The organism is Thioclava sp. F36-7 (assembly GCF_002020075.1).
GTDB lineage: Bacteria > Pseudomonadota > Alphaproteobacteria > Rhodobacterales > Rhodobacteraceae > Thioclava > Thioclava sediminum.
On the sequence record NZ_MPZR01000002.1, the window covers coordinates 250063 to 266263 of the forward strand.

Below are 16201 nucleotides of genomic sequence, written 5' to 3' on the forward strand. Positions count from 1 at the left end.
AGACCCGCCATGACCAACCCGCTTCTCGCCGACTGGACCGGCCCCTACAAACTGCCGCCCTTCACTGAGATTTCCGACGCCGATTTTGCGCCTGCGTTCGACGCGGCGCTGGCCGAGGCGCGCGCCAATATCGCGGCGATCGCGGACTCGCCCGACGCCCCGACATTCGCCAATACGATCGAGGCGATGGAGCTGGCGGAAGAGGCGCTCGAGAAGGTCGCGGGCGTGTTCTACAACCTCGCCGGTGCCGATGCGACGCCCGCGCGGCAGGAACTGATGCGCGATCTGGCGCCGAAGCTCGCCGCGTTTTCCTCCGAGATCACGATGAACACCGCGCTGTTCGGGCGGATCGACCAGCTTTGGCAGAGCCGCGAAAGCCTCGGGCTTGGCCCGGAGCAGGCGCGGCTTCTGGAGCAATATTACCAGATGTTCACCCGGTCGGGCGCGGCACTGGAAGGGGACGCGGCCGAACGGATGCGCGAGATCAAGCAGCGCTTCGCCTCGATCACCACGCAGTTCAGTCAGAACCTGCTGGCCGACGAGAGCGGCTGGTTCCGCCCGCTGGCCGAGGACGATCTGGAAGGCCTGCCCGATTTCGTGATCGACACCGCGCGCGCTGCAGGCAAGGAGCGCGGGCAGGACGGCCCGGTGCTGACGCTCTCGCGCTCGCTGATCGTGCCTTTCCTGCAGTTTTCGCCCAAACGCGAGCTGCGGCGCATCGCCTATGAAGCCTGGACGTCGCGCGGGGCGAATGGCGGCGAGACCGACAATCGCGAGATCGCCGCCGAGGTGCTGAGGCTTCGCGAGGAACGCGCGAAGCTTCTGGGCTATGACAGTTTCGCCGCCTACAAGCTGGAGCCCGAGATGGCCAAGACGCCCGAGGCCGTGCGCGGCCTTCTGATGCGGGTCTGGGAGCCTGCGAAGGCTGCCGCAGAGGCGGATGCCGCGAAGCTGGCCGAGATGATGCATGCCGACGGGATCAACGGCGATCTGGAGCCGTGGGACTGGCGCTACTATGCCGAGAAGCGCCGCGTGGCCGAGCACGATTTCGACGAGGGGCAGATCAAGCCCTATCTCTCGCTCGACGCGATGATCGGCGCAGCCTTCGATACGGCGAACCGCCTGTTCGGGCTGGAGTTCAAGGAGATCGGCGGGCCGTTCTACCACGCGGACGTGCGCGGCTGGGAAGTGTCGCGCGGGGGCGAAGTGCTGGCCATCTTCCTGGGCGATTATTTCGCGCGCGGCTCGAAACGCTCGGGCGCGTGGTGCTCGGCGATGCGCTCGCAGCGCAAGCTGGGCGGCGCGCCGGTGCCGATCGTGGTCAACGTATGCAACTTCGCCAAGGGCGATCCGGCGCTTCTGAGCCATGACGACGCGCGCACGCTGTTCCACGAATTCGGCCATGCGCTGCACCAGATGCTGTCGGATGTGACCTATCAGTTCCTATCCGGGACTTCGGTCGCGCGCGATTTCGTGGAACTGCCGAGCCAGTTGTACGAGCATTGGCTCGACGTGCCCGAGACGCTGGAAAAGCACGCGCTCCACTACAAGACCGGCGAGCCGATGCCGATGGAACTGCGCGACAAGTTGAAAGGGGCTGCCACCTTCGATCAGGGCTTCTCGACGGTGGAATATCTCGGCTCGGCACTGGTCGATCTGGCCTTCCACGAGGGTGCGGCGCCGGAAGACCCGATGGCGAAACAGGCCGAGGTGCTGCGCGAGATCGGCATGCCGCATGCGATCCGGATGCGCCACGCGACGCCGCATTTCGCCCACGTCTTCTCGGGCGACGGCTACTCGTCGGGCTATTACAGCTACATGTGGTCCGAGGTGATGGATGCCGATGCGTTCGAGGCTTTCGAGGAGGCAGGCGACGTGTTCGATCCGGAAACGGCGGCGAAACTCGAACGCTTCGTGCTGTCGGCAGGCAATTCGCGGCCGCCGGAGGAGCTTTACACCGAGTTCCGGGGCAAGATGCCGGGGGTCGAGCCTCTGCTGAAGGGCCGCGGGCTGCTTGATCCGGCCGCCTGAGCGGGTGGTGATGTCGGAGCCTCCGGCGGGGATATTCAAGGCAGTTGGAAGCAGGACGATCTGCCTTCCTCTTGGCCAAAATATCCCGGGGGGCGGCGCAAGCCGTGGGGGCAGCGCCCCCTCCGCGCTCAGCCCCGATAGACGTCCTTATGAATGATGACATCGGCCTGCGGATAGGCCTCGACGATGGCGCGTTTGAGCGCGGCGCCGATGTCATGGGCCTCTTCCAGCGTCTGATCCCCGTCGAGCTCGATATGCAGGTTCACGAAAATCTGTGCGCCTGCGGTGCGGGTCTTGAGATCGTGGAAGCCGCGCACGCCGGGCCAGTCGCGGGCGATCTTGGCGATGCCTTCGATCACGTCGTCAGGAGCCGCGCGGTCCATCAGCGCGTGCCATGCGCCAATGAAGATCTTCGCCGCGCCGGCTAGCATGATCGCCGCAGCGATCAGGGCGACGATGCTGTCCACGTCGCCCCAACCGAACGCATGTGACAGCCAGAGCGCGAGGATCGCGCCCAGTGTCGGCAGCAGATCGCCCACATAGTGCAGCCGGTCGGCGGCGACGACCTTGTTGCCGGTCTTGCGCGCCACGCGGCCCTGCCACCAGATCAGGCCGAAGGTGATCGCCGCAGAGGCGACCATGACCGCGATCCCAACACCTTCGGCGGCAAGCGGGGGCGGGGTCGGGGCCAGCAGGCGCTGAACGCCGGTGATGCCGATCGTGATGCCCGCGCCCAGTACGATCAGCGCCTGACCGAGGGCTGCGAGGTCTTCGGCCGAGCTATGCCCGAAGGCGTGATCGTCATCGGCGGGCTTCGCGGCATAGAGAATCGCGAGCAGCCCCGCGCCCGAGATCAACAGGTCCACCGCGCTGTCGGCGAGCGAGGCGCCCACGGAGAGCGCGCCGGTCTGCCACAGCGCCCAGGCCTTGATCGCCACAAGTAGCGCGGCGGTGCCGACCGAGGCCAGACCCGCCGAGGTGTTCATCCGGTGTTCGTTTTCGCTATAGGCCATCGCTGCCGTCTCTACCTTTGCGCCGATCCTCTAGCGCAGGTGAGCGTCTCAGTCACGGGTCTCGTCGGGGTCGACGCCCCAGATTTCGGTCTTGGGCAGCCAGCCATCCGCGCCCGAGCCCTCGATTTCGCACCAATCATGGGTGCAGGCGCCGAGGCCCGCGATCGCGCCGGCCTGCGCCTTGGCGGTGACTGCGGATTTCGGGTCGGGACGGGCATGTAGCGACACCATGTCCTGCATGACGATCACATTGCGCACGCCCGAGATCAGCGTGTAGTGAATCCAGCCGCCCTGACCTTCGTTATCCTCGACGCGCCGCCAATGGCCGAACTCTGCGGTGACTTTCAGCGGCATGCCGGGATGGGTGAAGACCCAGTCGATCCGGTGCGAGAGCGAGGGTCCGCGACGCACATTGCCCTTGGAGCCTTTGAGCGAGACATAGCGCGGGATCGGCAGGTGGGTGACCGGGCCGCGGCGCTGGGGTTTCGCCAGTTGCACGTCGGGGCCGTTGGGGGCGGGCTTGGCCGCGGGCTTCGCTTGTGGCTTGGTGGTCTGGCTGGTTGCAGCGGGCTGAGCGGCGGGGGCGTTCGATTTCGACTGCGCGCCCGAGGCATTGCCCGACACGCTCCAGATTGCGCCGACCAGAATCGCAATTGAGGATACCGCCGCGAGGATTTTGCTGCCCGTCATCGTCCGCCTCATATCCCGGCCCGCCCGCTGGCTGATCCGCGGGTCTGCAACATCCGGCGCGCAATAAAATTGCGCTCCCATGTCGATTTCGGCCATTACTGCTCTTGCCGGGCCTTGTGCCTGCCCGCGTTGAGGGGCAGTTTGCATCCAACCGCCCCGCGATGGAAGAGAGGAGAGGACCGAGATGCCTGCACCGCGCCTGAGTGTTGTCGTGACGCGACGCCTGCCCGAGGTCGTCGAGACCCGAATGAAGGAATTGTTCGAGGTCGAGCTCAATCACGACGATCGCAAGATGAGCCGGGAGGAGCTGGTCGAGGCGATGAAACGCGCCGATGTCCTCGTGCCCTGCGTGACCGACCGGATCGACGCGTCGATGATCTCGCAGGCGGGCGAGCGGCTGAAATTGATCGCGAATTACGGTGCTGGGGTCGATCACATTGACGTTTCCTCGGCGCGTCAGCGTGGGGTGCTGGTGTCGAACACGCCGGGCGTCGTCACCGATGATACGGCGGATATGACCATCGCGCTGATGCTCGCGGTGACGCGACGTATCCCCGAGGGGCTCGCCCATATGCAGGCGGGCGACTGGCAGGGCTGGGCGCCCACCGCCTTCATGGGCCATCGCATCGGCGGCAAGCGGCTGGGCATTCTCGGCATGGGCCGGATCGGTCAGGCGGTGGCGCGGCGCGCCAAGGCCTTCGGGATGCAGATCCACTATCACAACCGGACCAAGGTTCATCCCGATATCGAGGAGGAGCTGGAGGCGACCTACTGGGACAGTCTCGACCAGATGGTGAGCCGGATGGACGTGATCTCGGTGAACTGCCCGCACACGCCCTCGACCTTCCATCTGCTCAATGCGCGGCGGCTGAAGATGCTCAAGCCCGAGGCGGTGATCGTGAATACCTCGCGGGGCGAGGTGATCGACGAGAACGCGCTGACACGGGCGTTGCGCGCGGGCGAGCTGGCCGGGGCCGGTCTGGACGTGTTCGAGCATGGCGCGGAGGTCAATCCGCGGCTGCGCGAGCTGTCGAACGTAGTGCTGCTGCCGCATATGGGCTCGGCCACCGTCGAGGGGCGCGTCGAGATGGGCGAAAAAGTTCTGGTCAACATCAAGACCTTCGCCGACGGGCACCGCCCGCCGGATCTGGTCGTGCCGTCGATGACCTGATCCGCGCGAAACTGTTTTGAGGCCCCGGTGAGATCCGGGGCCTTTTCATTTGGGCTTCGGTTGAGTCGGGCCAGCAATGACGAAAGGCCCCGGGAAAATCCCGGGGCCTTCGCTGGGAGCAGGGGCTGCCCCCGCTCTCCGTCACATCATCCGAAGATTACTTCGCTTCGTATTTCGGAAGCTTCTTCAGTTGCTCTTCGGTCAGACCGGTATGCACGGTGATCGAGGTGTCGTTCTGCAGAACGGTCAGCTCGCTCGCCTTGATTTCGACCGGCTTGGCGCCAATGCCGAGGAAGCCACCCACGTCGATCACGACGCCCGAGACTTTACCGTCATTGCCCTGAACCAGCTCGGACACGTCGCCGACCTTGTCGTCGTTCGGGCCATAGACGCCTTCACCACGCAGCGTGTCGGGAGCGACCGAAGCGATATCGACCTTCTGGCCGTCTTCCTGGTCAGCTTGACCCATGGTGCCCACGGCAGCGGCAGTGCTGTCGACAGCGTCGTCGATCGCGTTGCCGGTTTCATTCGCGGCTTCCTTGGTCGCTTCGCCAGCGTTGTCAGCCGCGTTTTCAACGGCCTGGCCAGTCGCGTTTGCAGCTTCCTTGGTGTTCTGAGCGGCGTCTTTCGCCATCTCTTCGGTCTTGTCGCCAGCGTTGTTCATCGCCTGCTCGGTTTCCTGCGCGGCGTTCTGAGCGGCGTCGGCAGTGTTCTCGGCGGCGTTGTCCATCGCTTCGCCTGCGTTGTCGGCAGCCTGAGCGGTCTTGTCGGCAGCTTCGTTCGCAGCGGCGCCTGCAGCAGCGGCGGTCGCGGTGGCAGCGGCTTCGGCGTTATCGCCAGCCTCATCCATCTTCTGCGACGCGTCGGCGTTCTGCATATCTTCGCCGTTGCCGTTCATGTCGCCATTGGCGTCCGCGCTGAACGCAGTCTGCATTTCGGCGTCATATTTCGGCGCTTGGTCCAGCTGGTCCTTGCTGCCCTGAGCGACGACGAAATAGGAATTATCGGTGTCGCCATCGGGGATCAGGTTGAGCGAATCCATCGAGATCGCGACGGTTTTCTCGCCAATGCCGAGGAAACCACCCACGTCGACGAGCACGGCATCGACTTCGCCGTTGGTGCCGATCACGACGTCGCTGACTTCGCCAACGTCATCCCAGCTATCCTGCGCTTCGTTGATCGCGGTCTTCGCGTCGACCTTGTCCTTCGAGATGTAAACGCGCTTGCCCATGAGGCCCGAAGCGTTGAAGGAGTCCGGAATCGACTTCATGAACATGTCGCCCGACATGTTGGCCGAAGCATTTGCGTTGGCTTCAGCCGTCGCGTTGGCGTTTGCTTTGTCTTCGGCATGTGCGGGCAGGGCAAGCATCAGGCCGATGGCGGTAGTGGTGATGAGCTTTTTCATATCTCGTCTCCCTTTCGTTTTACGTGAGGCGCGTCGGTCCCGGTTTCGGTTTCCCCGGCCTCTGATGGTCTGAAAACTGGTGAAACGGCGCACAGTTCCTGTGCAAATGGGGGAAAAATTTTTACAAATCGTGGGAACAAAACACGGATTCGCGACTCGCCTCACGGAAGCGTCATCACCGGGTTTGCGCACATCCAGTGGGGCTTGAGCTTTCATAATCGGGTCCCGCCGGGCAGGCGCCGCGCCCCCGAAGCGCCGCGCGTGCGCTTTTGTCGTTTTTGTCGCGCGAATGTCGCCCGGATCGGATTGCGTTTGCGATTATGAGGGTCAATCTGCCCCTACGTCCGTATCGGCAAGGAGGCCCCGCGATGAAATCCCATGTGAAAGCTTTGGTCGTCGGTGGCGGCGCAGTCGGGTGCGGTGTCGCCTACCATCTTGCCAAGGCGGGCTGGGACACGCTGCTCATCGAGCGCGACGAGCTGACCTCGGGCTCGACCTGGCACGCGGCGGGTCTGCTGCCGCTGTTCAACATGAGCTACGCGACGACCCACATCCACAAATACTCGGTCGATTTCTACAAGACGCTTGAGGCCGAGACCGGGCTGAATGCGGGCTTCGCGATCGTGGGCAACCTGCGCATGGCGCAGACGCAAGAGCGGATGGACGAATACAAGCTCTATTCCTCCGTCGCCGAGACCGCGGATGTCTATCACGAGTTCCTCACGCCCGCGCAGATGAAGGAGCGTTGGCCGCTTCTGAACACCGAAGACCTCAAGGGCGCGCTGTTCCACCCGCAGGACGGCTATATCAACCCCGCCGACGTGACGCAGGCGATGGCCAAGGGCGCGCGCCAGCACGGTGCCGAGATCGCGCGCAAGCTGCAGGTCAACGCCTATCGCTGGACCGGCTCGGAATGGGTCGTCACGCTTGAGAAGATGGTCGAGAAGGGCGGTAACCTCGTCGGCTCCGGCGAAGAGATCGAGATCCGCGCCGAACACGTCGTGACCTGCACCGGCAACCACGCGCAGCGCACCGCGCGCCTGCTGGGCATCAAGATCCCCGCGATCCCGGTCGAGCACCAGTTCATCGTCACCGATGCAGATCCGGCGCTGGTGAAATGGCGTGCCGAGGGCAATCCCGAGCACCCGGTGCTGCGCGATGCCGATGCGAAATGGTATGTCCGCGAAGAGCGCGGCGGCTGGATCCTCGGCCCCTATGAGCGCAACGCGCCCGCGCGCTTCCTCTATGACGTGCCGGAGACCTTCCGCGCCGATCTGTTCCAGCTCGATCTGGAGCGCATCGAAGAAGAATACATGTCGATGATCCATCGTCTGCCGACCTCCGAGGAAGTTGGCCTGAAGGACGATTTCAACGGCCCGATCTGCTACACCCCCGACGGCAACCCGCTGGTCGGCCCCGCGCCGGGCCTGCGCAACATGTGGCTGGCGGAAGGCTTCTCCTTCGGCATCACCGCCGCGGGCGGCACCGGCTATTACCTCGCGCAGATGATGGTCGAGGGCGAAGCCGAGATCGACATGGCCTCGCTCGATCCCAAGCGGTACGGCAGCTGGATGACCACCGAATACGCGGCGCGCAAGAACGAAGAGGCCTATGAGCACGTCTTCATTCTGCACCATCCCGATGAGGAGCGCGAAGCCTGCCGTCCGCTGCGCACCGCCCCCGCCTATGATCGCCAGATCGCGGCAGGCGCGCAGATGGGCCAGACCAACGGCTGGGAACGCCCGAACTATTACGGGCCCAAGGATGCGCCCTCGAGCTTCGACCATGACAGCCGCTCGTTCCGTCGCGGGGAATGGTGGCAATATGCCAAGGCCGAGGCCGAGGCATTGCGCGACACCGCTGGCCTGATCGACGCCTCCGCCTTCACCAAACATATGGTGCGCGGCCCCGGCGCGACCGCTTTCCTCGATGCCTTCTCCTGCAACAAGCTGCCGAAAGTGGGCCGGATCAACCTGACCTACGCGCTGACCGCAGCCGGCACGACCCGCACCGAATACACGATCGTGCGTCTGGCCGAGGACGAGTACTACCTGATCTCTGCCGGTGCCTGGACCGATTACGACGGTGACTTCCTGCGTAAATCGATCGAGGATTTCCGCGCCGCGGGCGGCGATTATGTCGATTGCCACGACGTGACCACGCAATGGGGTGTCTTCGCGCTGGCAGGCCCCAATGCCCGCAAGATCCTGCAGGAGGTGGTCAAGGACGCCTATCCGGAGACGGTGCTGTCGAACAAGCGCTTCCCGTGGCTCTCGATGCGCAATATCGAGCTGGGCATGTGCCCGGTCCGTGCCGTGCGCGTGGCCTATACGGGCGAGCTGGGCTGGGAACTGCATCACCCCGTCGAATTCGGCCGCTACCTCTGGGATCTGCTGGTCGAGGCGGGCGAGAAGCACGGCATGAAGCTCGTCGGCGCACGCGCCCAGAACTGGCTGCGTCAGGAGAAGAGCTACCGCGCCTTCGGCAATGAGCTGGGCCGCGATGCGACCCCGCAGGAAGCAGGTCTCGACCGCTTCATCGACCTCGAGAAGGAGTTCACCGGCAAGCAGGCGATGCTCGACACCGGCATCCGCTCGAAATGCGTGACGCTTCTGATCGACGGGCCGGACGATGCCGATCCCTGGGGCAAGGAAGTGATCAAACAGGATGGCGAGAAGGTCGGGCGTCTGACCTCGGGCGGCTGGTCGGTGGCCTTCGGCAAGCAGATCGGCATGGGCTATGTGCGCCCCGATCTGGCCGAGCCGGGCACCAAGCTTTCCGTGCGCATCCTCGGTGCCGACTATCCGGCGGAAGTGACCGAGGACAGCCCGCACGATCCGAGCAACGCACGCATCCGCGTCGACGGCTGAGCCTCGATTGATTGAGACCGGAGAAGGGGGGCTCTGCCCCCCTTTTCGCTGCGCGAATTCACCCCCCGGGATATTTGCGCCAAGGCGAAGGGGAAAACTTTGCTGTCTTCGGCTTGGTGAAAATGTCCCGGGGGAGGCGCGCGTCCCGCGCCGGGGGCGGAGCCCCCTCAACTTTGGTCAAATCACGCAGCGCCATCCCGTTGGCTTGACGCAGGTCAAGGATTTCGCCCGCGCCCCGTGTCACGCCGCGAGGGACGAAATGCGAAGGAGACCTCCGATGAGCTACAAGGCGAAAATCGACGAGATGCGCAACGAGCTACGCGTGATGAACAAGACGATCCCCGACGCTGTCGGCGGCTTTGGCGTGCTGTCGAAGGCCGTGAAGGAGAACGGGCCGCTCGATGTGAAGACCAAGGAATTCATCGCGCTCGGTATGGCGGTCGTGCTGCGTTGCGAGCCCTGCATCATGTTCCATGTCGAGGCGCTGATGAAGGCGGGCGGCACGCGCGAGGAACTGGGCGACGTGCTAGCCATGGCGATCCAGATGGGCGGTGGCCCGGGTGTGATGTATGCCGGTCACGCGCTGGCCTGCTGGGACGAGCTGGCCGCCGCGAAAGGCTGAACTGTCCCGCTCTGCGACATGTTGTCAGGCCCGCGCCGGAAAGGCGCGCGCCGTTTCGTTTCATTAGCGACATATCTAATGAAGGACAGACAGATGAAACGCATCGCTTCTCTCGCCGCCCCGTTTGCCGCCGCACTGCTGCTCGGTGCCGCACCGGGGTTCGCGCAAACCGCCCCGGTGCCGGGGCAGGAATTCCTCCTGCAATGGGATCTCGATGGCGATGGCGGCGTCACGCTGTCCGAAGCCCGCGAGCGGCGCGGCGACATCTTCACGATGTTCGACGCGAACGAGGACGACGCCTACTCCGTCGCGGAAATCGCGATGATCGACGAGCATAAGGAAATGGAGCGCGAAGCCGGCAAAGGTCCGGGGCATCAGATACCCGAGGGCATGGGGCAGGGACCCGGCAAGCGACAGGGTCAGGGCCGCAACGCGATGCGCTCGGGCCACGATATCCCGACGGCCGAGGGGCTGCGGGCCTTCGATGCGAATGGCGACGGGGTGATCTCGCGCGCGGAATTCGTGGGTGGCACCGATCGGTGGTTCGCGATGCGCGATCGCAACGGTGATGGCGTCCTGACCAAAGCCGATTTCGGCCCCCGGAGCTGAGCGCCCCCTCTTAGGCGAAGCCTCGCCGATGTCAAAAGACGCCCGCCTGTCAGCGATGACAGGCGGGCGTTTGCATGAGAGGCTGGGAAAAAATCACGGGGGAGTGAGCATGGGGATTTCACGCAGGTTCTTCGTCTCGGGCGCAGCCTTGGCCTTGGCGGGCTGCGGCGGCGCGCCAAGTGGCAAGCAGGCCAAATTGATGCGTCCGGCAGTGTTGTCGGCCTCGAACTACCGGGCGAGCGGCATTCCCGCGCGCTTCGGCGATACCGACCCGCATGATTGGGAAGGTCTGGCGCCGGCGCGGTTGCCGGTGCACGGGATCGACGCGGCGCGCTATCAGGGCGAGATCGACTGGCGCCGGGCGCGCGCGGCGGGGGTGTCCTTCGCGTGGCTCAAGGCGACCGAAGGGGGCGATCACTCCGATCCGGGTTTCCACATCAACGCGACCCGCGCGCGGGCGGCGGGCGTGCCGGTCGGGGCCTATCACTTCTATTACTTCTGCCGCTCCCCCGAAGAGCAGGCCGATTGGTATATCCGCAACGTGCCGCGCCGCCGGGGCGATCTGCCGCCCGTGCTGGATATCGAGTGGAACCACACCTCGCGTACCTGCCAGCGTCGTCCTGCGGCCCATGTCACCCGCGCCGAGATGCACCGTTTCCTCGCGGCCCTGACGCGTCATTACGGCACGCGCCCGGTGATCTACACGACGATCGATTTCTGGCGTGACAACGATCTGTCGCGCTTCTCCGGCTATGAAATGTGGCTGCGCTCGGTCACCGCGCACCCGATGGAACGCTACCCCGGCGCCGATTGGAGCTTCTGGCAGTATAGCGGCACGGGTGTCGTGCCGGGCGTGCCGGGGAACGTGGACATGAACGCCTTCGCGGGCTCTCCGGCCGCGTGGCAAAGCTGGCTCGCGCGGCGGGCACAGCGGGCGTGACCCGGGCGCAGCGCCCTCAGGGAATATGAAAAGGCCGCGCGGATCGCTCCGTGCGGCCTTTGTCTTGAACCCGGTGCGATCGCTTATTGCAGCGAACGCACGCTCACTTCGCCCTCTTTGCGGCTCTTGATCGCCGAGACGGCGGCGATGGAGGCGGCGGCGGTGGTGAAGTAGGGGATCTTGTCATAGAGCGCGACCGCGCGGATGTCGCGGCTGTCCGAGATCGCCTGGCTGCCGTCGGTGGTGTTGAAGACGAGGTCGATCTCGTCATTCTTCAGCCGGTCGACGATGTTCGGGCGGCCCTCATAGACCTTCAGAACCTTCTCGCTTTCCACGCCATGTTCGGCGAGCCATGCGGCGGTGCCGCCGGTGGCGACGATGGTGAAGCCCATCGAGACCAGCGATGCGGCGGCTTCGGCCAGATCGTCGGTCTTGTTCGAGTCCTTGATCGAGAAGAACACGCGGCCGCTTTCGGGCAGCACGGTGCCCGCGCCCAGCTGGGCTTTCCAGAAGGCCGAGGGGAAGTCGCGATCCCAGCCCATCACCTCGCCGGTGGAGCGCATTTCCGGGCCGAGCAGCGTGTCGACACCCGGGAAGCGGGCGAAGGGCAGCACGGCTTCCTTGACCGAGAACCACGGCGTTTGCGGGTCGGCCAGAGTCAGCGGATCGGCGAAGGGCAGCGGCGTGTCGGGGCCGACGCCTTCGGGGTAGGGCGGGCGCGCCGGGAAGGCCGACAGCTTCTCGCCCGCCATCAGACGCGCTGCGATCGACGCGATGGCCGAGTCGGTAGCTTTCGCGACGAAGGGCACGGTGCGCGAGGCGCGCGGGTTGACCTCGAGGACGTAGATATCGCCGTCCTTGATCGCGAACTGCACGTTCATCAGGCCGACCACGTTGAGGCCCTTGGCCATCTTCTCGGTCTGCACCTTCAGCTCGGCTACAATCTCGGGGCTCAGCGAGTAGGGCGGCAGCGAGCAGGCCGAGTCGCCCGAGTGGACGCCAGCTTCCTCGATATGCTGCATGATGCCCGCGACATGGACGCTTTCGCCGTCGCAGAGCGCATCCACGTCAACCTCGATCGCGCCGGCCAGATAGCTGTCGAGCAGCACCGGGTTGTCGCCCGAGACCACCACGGCCTCTTTGATATAGCGCTTGAGGTGGTCGAGGTCGCGCACGATCTCCATCGCGCGGCCGCCCAGCACGTAGGAGGGGCGGATCACCAGCGGATAGCCGACGCGGCCCGCGATCTCGAAGGCCTGCTCGTCCGAGCTGGCGATGCCGTTGACAGGCTGCTTCAGGTCAAGACGGTTGAGCAGGTCCTGGAACCGCTCGCGATCTTCGGCGAGGTCGATCGCGTCGGGCGTGGTGCCGAGGATCGGGATGCCTTCGGCTTCCAGCGCGTTCGCGAGTTTCAGCGGCGTCTGGCCGCCGAACTGGACGATCACGCCGTGCAGCGTGCCGTTATCCTGCTCGACCCGCAGGATTTCGAGGACATGCTCCAGCGTGAGCGGCTCGAAATACAGACGATCCGAGGTGTCGTAGTCGGTCGACACGGTCTCGGGGTTACAGTTGACCATGATGGTCTCGTAACCCGCATCGGTCAGCGCGAAACAGGCGTGACAGCAGCAATAGTCGAACTCGATCCCCTGGCCGATCCGGTTCGGACCGCCGCCGAGGATGACGACTTTCTTGTTGTCGGAGGGACGTGCCTCGCATTCGACTTCGCCCATCGCGGGGGCTTCATAGGTTGAATACATGTAAGGCGTCTGCGCCTCGAATTCGGCGGCGCAGGTGTCGATGCGCTTGAAGACCGCGGTGACACCGAGGTTGCGGCGGGCGCGGCGGACCTGCGCTTCGTCACGGCCGGTCAGCGTGGCCAGACGCGCATCCGAGAAGCCCATCATCTTGAGATTGCGCAGGCCCTTCTCGTCGAGCGGCAGGCCCTTCTTGCGGATCTCGTTCTCGGCCTCGACGATTTCGCGGATCCGGGCGAGGAACCACGGGTCGAAGGAGGTCGCGTGCTGGATCTCGTCATTGCTCAGCCCGTGGCGCATCGCCTGTGCGATGAGGCGCATCCGGTCGGGCGTCTGCTGCGAGATCGCCTTGATGACGGCTGCTTTCTCGGGCGCGCCTTCGATCTCGATCTCGTCGAAGCCGCTGAGGCCGGTCTCCATCGAGGCCAGCGCTTTCTGCACGGATTCGTGGAAGGTCCGGCCGATCGCCATTGCCTCGCCCACCGATTTCATCGCGGTGGTCAGTTCGGGCTTGGAGCCTGCGAATTTCTCGAAGGCGAAGCGCGGGATCTTGGTGACGACATAGTCGATGGTCGGCTCGAACGAGGCGGGCGTGACCTTGGTGATGTCGTTGTCGAGTTCGTCCAGCGTGTAGCCAACGGCCAGCTTCGCGGCGATCTTGGCGATCGGGAAGCCGGTGGCCTTGGAAGCCAGCGCCGAGGAGCGCGACACGCGCGGGTTCATCTCGATCACGACCATGCGGCCGTCTTCGGGGTTGATCGCCCATTGCACGTTCGACCCGCCGGTCTCCACGCCGATCTCGCGCAGCACGGCGATCGAGCCGTTGCGCATGATCTGATATTCCTTGTCGGTCAGCGTCAGCGCGGGCGCCACGGTGATCGAGTCGCCGGTATGGACGCCCATCGGATCGACGTTCTCGATGGCGCAGACGATGATGGCGTTGTCGGCCTTGTCGCGCACGACCTCCATCTCGAATTCTTTCCAGCCCAGCAGCGACTCGTCGACGAGGATCTGGCTCATCGGGGAGGCGTCGAGGCCCGAGCGGCAGATGCGCTCGTAATCTTCGCGGTTATAGGCGACGCCGCCGCCGGTGCCGCCCAACGTGAAGGCGGGGCGGATGATCGCGGGCAGGCCGATATGCTCCAGTTCGAGCAGCGCCTGACGCACGCCCTCGTTGACGTCATAGGTGCCGTTCTCGCGCTTGGGCGAGGACACGATGGTCGCTTTCGGGTTCTCGAGGCCGATCCGGTCCATCGCCTCGCGGAAGAGCTTCCGGTCTTCGGCCATCTCGATCGCGTCACGGTTCGCGCCGATCAGCTCGACGCCGAATTTCTCCAGCACGCCCATATCGGCCAGCGCCAGCGCGGTGTTCAGGCCGGTCTGGCCGCCCATCGTCGGCAGCACCGCGTCGGGGCGCTCGGCCTCGATGATCTTGGCGACGACTTCCGGGGTGATCGGTTCGATATAGGTGGCGTCGGCGAGCCCCGGATCGGTCATGATCGTCGCCGGGTTCGAGTTTACGAGGATGACGCGGTAGCCTTCTTCACGAAGGGCTTTGCAGGCCTGGGCGCCCGAGTAGTCGAACTCGCAGGCTTGCCCGATCACAATGGGCCCGGCGCCGATGATGAGGATTGACGTGATGTCTGTTCTCTTCGGCATGGGAATCCCCTCTGGTCACTGCGCAAATTGAGGCGCTTTATACGCAAAGGGTCAGGCGTCGCAAGAGGGTCAGGACGCGATAGCCGGGTTGCAGGGTGACGCGAGGGCGCGCGCCCAAGCCTGTCGGGCGCTGCGCCAGAGGGCGAGCGGCGTAAATTCGGCCCGGTCGGGGGAGGCTGGCCTATTCGGCGGCCAGCCGGTGTTCCTGTTCGTCTTCGTCGCGATAGAGGTAGTCGCGCGTCAGGGGCACGTCGCCCACCTCGTGGGCGAGCTGATACTGGAACACGACCTGCCCGCCATGGCGGAAGGCCATCTCGGACGCCACGAGATAGAAGCGCCACATCCGGCAGAACCGTTCGTCATACAGCGCGACGGCCTTGTCGATATTCGCCTCGAACCGATCGCACCAATGGCGCAGCGTTTCCGCGTAATGCAGCCGCCAGACCTCGAGGTCGGTGGTGATGAGGCCTTCATGCTCGACCGCATTCGACGCTTCCGACATGGCCGGGCAATAGCCGCCGGGGAAAATGTATTTCGTGATGAAATCGGCGGTCGCGCCACCGGGGCCCGAGCGTCCGATGAAATGGATCAGCGAAACGCCGCCCGGTTTCAACAGCTCGCGCACCTTCGAGAAATACTCGCGGTAATGCGGCACGCCGACATGTTCGAACATGCCGACCGAGACGATCCGGTCGAACTTGTCGGTCACATCGCGGTAATCGGTCAGGCGGATGTCGATCTTGTCTTCGAGCCCGGCTTCCTTAACCCGTTTTCGGGCCAGCGCGTGCTGTTCGGTGGACAGCGTCACGCCGACGACATTCGCGCCGAAATCGCGTGCCAGCGTCAGCGCCATGCCGCCCCAGCCGCAACCGATATCGAGAACGGTCATGCCCGGCTCGATCAACAGCTTCTTGGCGATATGGTGTTTCTTCGCCTCCTGCGCCTCTTCCAGCGTCATGTCGGGGCGCTCGAAATAGGCGCAGCTATATTGCCGGTCCTCATCGAGGAAGAGGTCATAAAGCTCGCCCGACAGGTCATAGTGATGCGCCACATTGGTGCGCGCCTTGTTGACCGGGTTGAACTGCGCGAAGCGGCGGCCGAAGAAACGGCTCGCCTCGCGCGGTTTCTCGAACCACGGCATGCCGGATCCGGTCTGGTTGCGGATCGCGAGGGCGAGAAAGCCACGCAAATCGTCATTCGCGATCGTGTAATCGCCGTTCATATAGCCTTCGCCGACGCCGAGATCGGGCCGGAGCACGATCCTGCGCGTTACGTCGGGGTTTTCGATGGTGACGCGGACCGGGTCTCCGGTGCCGTCGCCGTAGCGTCTGAGCGTCTCGTCCGAATAGACGAGTTCGAGCGTGCCCCTGCGGATCAGGTGGCGCAACATACGGTCGAGAAGCGAGTCCCAAGCTCTCATATGGTCTCTCCGGATCA

The 16201-nt window shown here is 64.7% G+C and carries 11 protein-coding genes; 6 read left to right on the plus strand and 5 right to left on the minus strand.

Going from position 1 to position 16201, the window contains the following annotated elements:
* The first annotated feature begins 9 nt into the window (after positions 1-9).
* Positions 10-2031, plus strand: a complete 2022-nt coding sequence (locus tag BMI89_RS04085) for a M3 family metallopeptidase (RefSeq protein WP_078569932.1) — start codon at positions 10-12, stop codon at positions 2029-2031.
* A 128-nt stretch (positions 2032-2159) separates the two neighbouring features.
* Here the strand turns inward: BMI89_RS04085 and BMI89_RS04090 are convergent, their stop codons facing one another.
* Together BMI89_RS04090 and BMI89_RS04095 are read right to left on the minus strand one after the other, a co-directional pair.
* Entirely contained in the window at positions 2160-3044 is an 885-nt protein-coding gene (locus BMI89_RS04090; protein WP_078569933.1) for a cation diffusion facilitator family transporter, read from the minus strand.
* Between the two features lie 48 nt (positions 3045-3092).
* The gene (locus BMI89_RS04095; RefSeq protein WP_078549772.1) at positions 3093-3734 is read right to left on the minus strand and encodes an SH3 domain-containing protein; all 642 of its coding nucleotides are present in this window, start codon (positions 3732-3734) and stop codon (positions 3093-3095) included.
* 184 nt (positions 3735-3918) lie between these two features.
* On the opposite strand from BMI89_RS04095, the gene BMI89_RS04100 reads away from it, so the two are divergent.
* On the plus strand, positions 3919-4905 hold the full coding sequence (locus BMI89_RS04100; protein ID WP_078569934.1) for a D-glycerate dehydrogenase: 987 nt from the start codon (positions 3919-3921) through the stop codon (positions 4903-4905).
* A 157-nt stretch (positions 4906-5062) separates the two neighbouring features.
* Here BMI89_RS04100 and BMI89_RS20555 read toward each other — a convergent pair whose 3' ends face one another.
* Positions 5063-6310 (minus strand): PRC-barrel domain-containing protein, encoded by a 1248-nt coding sequence (locus tag BMI89_RS20555; RefSeq protein ID WP_078604718.1) that lies wholly within the window; start codon positions 6308-6310, stop codon positions 5063-5065.
* A 368-nt stretch (positions 6311-6678) separates the two neighbouring features.
* Between BMI89_RS20555 and BMI89_RS04110 the strand changes: the two genes are divergently transcribed.
* The 4 genes from BMI89_RS04110 (at position 6679) to BMI89_RS04125 (ending at position 11351) form a co-directional block, all read left to right on the plus strand.
* Positions 6679-9180 (plus strand): FAD-dependent oxidoreductase, encoded by a 2502-nt coding sequence (locus BMI89_RS04110; protein ID WP_078569936.1) that lies wholly within the window; start codon positions 6679-6681, stop codon positions 9178-9180.
* 277 nt (positions 9181-9457) lie between these two features.
* The gene (locus BMI89_RS04115; RefSeq protein WP_075774118.1) at positions 9458-9802 is read left to right on the plus strand and encodes a carboxymuconolactone decarboxylase family protein; all 345 of its coding nucleotides are present in this window, start codon (positions 9458-9460) and stop codon (positions 9800-9802) included.
* Between the two features lie 93 nt (positions 9803-9895).
* Positions 9896-10411, plus strand: coding sequence for an EF-hand domain-containing protein (locus BMI89_RS04120; RefSeq protein WP_168176769.1), 516 nt, complete (start codon positions 9896-9898; stop codon positions 10409-10411).
* 199 nt (positions 10412-10610) lie between these two features.
* Positions 10611-11351 (plus strand): GH25 family lysozyme, encoded by a 741-nt coding sequence (locus BMI89_RS04125; RefSeq protein ID WP_093477057.1) that lies wholly within the window; start codon positions 10611-10613, stop codon positions 11349-11351.
* A gap of 83 nt (positions 11352-11434) precedes the next feature.
* Here BMI89_RS04125 and carB read toward each other — a convergent pair whose 3' ends face one another.
* Positions 11435-14764 (minus strand): carbamoyl-phosphate synthase large subunit, encoded by a 3330-nt coding sequence (gene carB, locus BMI89_RS04130; RefSeq protein WP_078569938.1) that lies wholly within the window; start codon positions 14762-14764, stop codon positions 11435-11437.
* 181 nt (positions 14765-14945) lie between these two features.
* On the minus strand, positions 14946-16184 hold the full coding sequence (locus tag BMI89_RS04135; RefSeq protein ID WP_078520487.1) for a cyclopropane-fatty-acyl-phospholipid synthase family protein: 1239 nt from the start codon (positions 16182-16184) through the stop codon (positions 14946-14948).
* Positions 16185-16201: the final 17 nt, after the last annotated feature.